We start from the raw sequence: 4,650 nt of genomic DNA, 5'->3' as shown, positions 1-4,650 counted from the left end.
TTCAAACGTTGTCCAGAGGTTACAAAAAACTTCTACCCAAAATTATACAAACCGTCCTCAAATCCCGAAAGCCACAAATGCCAGCATATCAGTACCAGAAATACCAAAACCATGGACAGGCTTCTGCAAAGGTCACTTCTCGTCTCCCCACTTCCATTCTCCCTGAACCTGTTTTTTTGGTCTGGCACGTTCCCTCGGCTTTCCAAGTTCCGCAATCTGGCTGGGCCTAATCCCCTGTTCCGGAATCATGATCTCCAGACTCTGCAGCCGTCCCAAAGCCCGCAGCACTTCAATAATTGTGGAAAACGAAACGTCATTCCCATTCTCAAGACTGCTGATCGTCCTTTGCGACAGATTAGTGAGCTTGGCCAAATCATGCTGCGTCAGCGGCACAGCCAGCCGGGTCTCTTTAACCCGTCGGCCGATTTCGGTGATAACTTCACTGGTTGAAGAGCAGAATGTGATTTTCATGTTTTTCCGAGCTCCGTGATAATGCGATTCACATGAATTTATAACACGCAGAATACTGCACGTTAACCCGGTATTTTAGCGATAACATGCAATATATTGCGTGTTAAAACACATAAAACTGACTCTCTCAGGACATGCTGAATCCGTTCCCCTGCCAGAAATCATGCAAAGGTTATCCACAGGTGTAGGACAGCCCCCGACTTCCCTGCCTGCCGTCCGCCAGAAAACAAAAATGCCGCAAAATCCCGCCTAACACGGCACTTCACGGCATCTTAAAGAATGAGAAATGCTACTGACTATGACACTAAATCTCAGCAGCGAACTCGGCAGCTCTGCCAATGTAATTGGCCGGAGTCAGCTTTCTGAGAGCGGCCTTGCCCTCCTCCGGAATCTCCAGGGTCTCAATGAAATTCATCATGATCTCCCGGTTTACCTTCTGACCGCGGGTAAGAGCCTTGAGCTTTTCATAAGGCTTGTCCACCCCGTAACGGCGCATTACGGTCTGATAGGGTTCAGCCAGCACCTCCCAGTTCATATCCAGCTCTTCCAGCATGTGAGCGGTATTGGCTTCCAGCTTGCTAACCCCCTTGAGAGTGGATTTCATGGCGATTTCAGTATAGCCAACGGCCACACCGAGATTGCGGAGCACTGTGGAATCGGTGAGATCCCGCTGCCAGCGGCTTACCGGAAGCTTCATGGCCAGATGACGGAATACCGCATTGGCGATGCCGATATTGCCCTCGGAGTTTTCAAAATCAATGGGATTAACCTTATGAGGCATGGTGGAGGAACCAACCTCGCCGGCAATGGTGCGCTGCTTGAAGATGCCCAGGCAGATGTAGCCCCAGATATCCCGGTCAAAATCCATCACAATGGTATTGAAACGGGCAATGGCATCAAAAAGCTCGGCAATATAGTCGTGAGGCTCGATCTGGATGGTGTAGGGATCCCAGGTAAGGCCCAGACCTTCCTCGAATTCGCGGCTGAAACGGTTCCAGTCCACATCAGGGTAGGCAGACATATGGGCGTTGTAGTTGCCTACGGCGCCGTTGATCTTGCCCATAATCTCCACGGCTTCAATCTGCTTAAGCTGTCTTCTGAGACGGTAAACCACATTGGCCATTTCCTTGCCCAGAGTGGTGGGAGAAGCCGGCTGACCGTGAGTGCGGGACATCATGGGGTCATTAGCGTAGCGGTGAGCCAGATCGGCAATGGCATCAATAACCTCGGTGAAGAGCGGCACGATAACCTCTTCTCTGGCGGTCTTCAGCATCAGGGCATGGGAATTATTGTTAATGTCCTCGGAGGTGCAGGCAAAGTGAATGAATTCCTTCACATTGTTTATTTCCGGGAAAGCGGCCACCTTGTCCTTCAGGAAGTATTCCACAGCCTTTACGTCATGGTTGGTGACGCTTTCATGCTTCTTGATGGCCCTAGCATCCTCAATGCTGAAGTTTTCGATAATGCTGTCCAGAAACTTCACGGCTTCGGCGCTGAAGGGAGGGACCTCGGTGATGCCCGGTTCCTGAGCCAGCTTCTTAAGCCAGTTAATCTCCACAGTTACCCGGAAACGCATAAGACCGTATTCAGAAAATATCTCCCGAAGCTCGGCGCACTTACCGGCATAACGGCCATCAATCGGCGAAACTGCCGTCAGAGTCGAAAGTTCAAGTTCCATCAGAAACACTCCAGTAATAAATAAAAAAACGTCAGATACGGCTAAGAAGCCCGACCTGACGGATTAGCAAATTTTCAAAAAAAAAATCGGTGTTCCGGCGCTGCATAGGAGATCACCGGAAACGCAACAGCCTCAGAGACGCTGCGCATGGTCAGCCATGAAATCCATAAACTTCCGGCGCTTAAAAAACAGTCTGAGCCGGCTTCCTCCCAGCTGTCTCCAGAGGATCACCGCGCGCACCACCCCCAAAAGGAGAGCTCTGATGCGCTGCTGAATCTTTTCCTGCTTAAGATACTCTTCGTTGCCGTAGATCATGAGCTTGCCGTAAGGGCTGGAGGAGATCAGCTTATGGTAGAGTTCCGCAAGGCCCTTTACATATTCGTCCTGAAGATCCTTAGGGTCTTCTCCGGCCTGATACACTGCATCCAGATTGTGAAATTCCCGGTCAATGGCGGCCAGCATATTGCTGTCATAGAACACCTTGGTGCCCAGACCAAGAAAAGCCAGAATATACTTAGCCAGCTCCATTTCCTGGGTTTCGGATCCCCCGGAAACGGAAAAGGCATCCACAAAAGTCTGATACCCCAGCACCAGATCCTTGTCGGGATAAACATCGTAGGCCGTTACGGGGTTTTCCACCCGGAGAGCTCTCAGAATAGCCAGAGGAGCCTCCTCGGATCTGTCCTGATCCCAGGTGCCAAAACGGGAAATCTGCTGAATAAGAGCCGCTCCCTGACTCACAGCCGCAAGCGCCAGCGCCTGAACAGCAATGTTATCCCCCATAAAACTCTCCCGGATTAAACAGTCTTTAGCCTTTCTTCGATAATGCCGCCGCCGAGACAGACTTCCCCGTCATATAAAACCGCGCTCTGTCCCGGAGTAACCGCAGCCACCTCTTCATCAAAGATAATTTTAATTTTACCATTACCGATGTCAATAAGCTCACAGGGAATATCCTGCTGGCGGTAGCGGGTCTTGACGGTGTATCTGCCCTCGGGCGGGTTTTCACTTAAGGTAAAGCAGAGGCTTCCGGCAATAAGCCCCCGGGACATCAGCCGGGGATGGTTTTTGCCCTGAGCCACGATAAGGGCATTCCGGGCCACGTCCTTATCCACCACATACCAGGGTTCATCGGTGCTGTCCTGCCGGCCGCCGATGCCCAGTCCCTTGCGCTGTCCCAGGGTGTGGAACATGAGTCCCTCATGCTCCCCGATAACAAGACCGTCCACGGTTTCAACAGGGCCTGGCTGCGCGGGGATAAAACGGTTCAGAAATTCATTGAAGCGTTTCTCCCCGATAAAGCAGATGCCGGTGGAATCCTTCTTCCGGGCCGTGGCCAGACCGGCCTTTTCGGCAAGCTGGCGCACGTCGGGTTTCAGCATATCCCCCACCGGAAACAAAGAATGCCCCACCTGTTCATAGCTCAGGGTATAAAGGAAGTAGCTCTGATCCTTGTTGGGATCCGAGCCCCGAAGAAGCTTCGGCCGCTCCTCAAAGGTTCTTCTCACATAATGCCCGGTGGCCATATAGTCGGCTCCCAGATCCTCCAGGGCATATTCCAGAAAGGCCTTGAATTTGATTTCCTTGTTGCAGAGGATATCCGGGTTCGGGGTTCTGCCGGCCTGGTACTCGGAAAGAAAGTTTTCAAAAACCCGATCCCAGTATTCCGCTGCGAAATTTATGGTTTTAAGCTCGATGCCGATTTTGTCGCACACGGCCCGGGCATCGGCCACGTCCTGCGCTGCCGAGCAGTAGGTATCGGTATCGTCCTCTTCCCAGTTTTTCATAAAAAGGCCTGTGACCTCGTAGCCCTGTTCCTTAAGAAGAAGAGCGGACACGGATGAATCCACGCCGCCGGACATTCCCACTACTACCTTCTCTGCCATATTATTCCCCTGCGCAGGCCTCAGCTGTTCCCTGCCTTTGTTTTATTTCAAGACTTTGCTCCGCCGCTGCCTTACTTGCTGCTCTTGTGCTGCCCTGGTTTTATTCGTTTGTTCGCTTGCTTTGCTTCCATTCACTGTCCTGAGCTCGGATCCCCGCAATTACGGCCGCACCTCGCGAAGAATGCTTAAGGGATACCGGGAGCCTGCGAAGTAGTCCTCAAAGGACAGCTTCACCAGACGGGTTCTGAACTGCGGCATCAGCTCCTTAAGTTCCTCCCGGGAGTACCACCCGGCATTGAGAATCTCCTGATCCGGATCATGAGGGATGAGCTTTTCCGGCAGGGTGTCATTATGAACGTAGAAGCAGTATCTCTGAATGGTTTCATTTTCCTTAACATAGGTATAGATTCCGGAAAGCCCCTCCGGAGCAAGATCCAATCCGGTCTCCTCCAGAATTTCCCGGCGGATTCCGGATACGGGATCCTCTCCTCTCTCCAGGTGACCGGCCGGCTGGCCGTACACCGGATACGGAGCCTCGTCATACTCTGAAACAAGAAGAAATTTTCCCCGGCACTCAATAATGGCCGCCACGGTTACGTAAGGACGAAATCTTTC

The 4,650-nt window shown here is 52.0% G+C and carries 5 protein-coding genes; all 5 read right to left on the bottom strand.

From position 1 onward, the window contains the following. Positions 1-132: 132 nt before the first annotated feature. Complete coding sequence (locus ACJROR_RS14105; protein WP_406547659.1) at positions 133-471, bottom strand: helix-turn-helix transcriptional regulator; 339 nt, start codon at positions 469-471, stop codon at positions 133-135. A gap of 304 nt (positions 472-775) precedes the next feature. After that, positions 776-2,149, bottom strand: coding sequence for an adenylosuccinate lyase (purB, locus tag ACJROR_RS14100; protein WP_406547658.1), 1,374 nt, complete (start codon positions 2,147-2,149; stop codon positions 776-778). A gap of 132 nt (positions 2,150-2,281) precedes the next feature. Next, positions 2,282-2,932: a DUF489 family protein gene (locus ACJROR_RS14095; protein ID WP_406547657.1), complete on the bottom strand. Its 651-nt coding sequence runs from the start codon at positions 2,930-2,932 to the stop codon at positions 2,282-2,284. A 14-nt stretch (positions 2,933-2,946) separates the two neighbouring features. Then, positions 2,947-4,059 (bottom strand): tRNA 2-thiouridine(34) synthase MnmA, encoded by a 1,113-nt coding sequence (gene mnmA, locus ACJROR_RS14090; RefSeq protein WP_406547660.1) that lies wholly within the window; start codon positions 4,057-4,059, stop codon positions 2,947-2,949. 135 nt (positions 4,060-4,194) lie between these two features. Continuing rightward, a partial coding sequence (locus ACJROR_RS14085) for an NUDIX domain-containing protein (RefSeq protein WP_406547656.1) occupies positions 4,195-4,650 on the bottom strand: 456 nt, incomplete at its 5' end.

Source organism: Succinimonas sp., assembly GCF_045225735.1.
GTDB lineage: Bacteria > Pseudomonadota > Gammaproteobacteria > Enterobacterales > Succinivibrionaceae > Succinimonas.
This window is presented reverse-complemented; position numbering and strand designations above follow the sequence as displayed.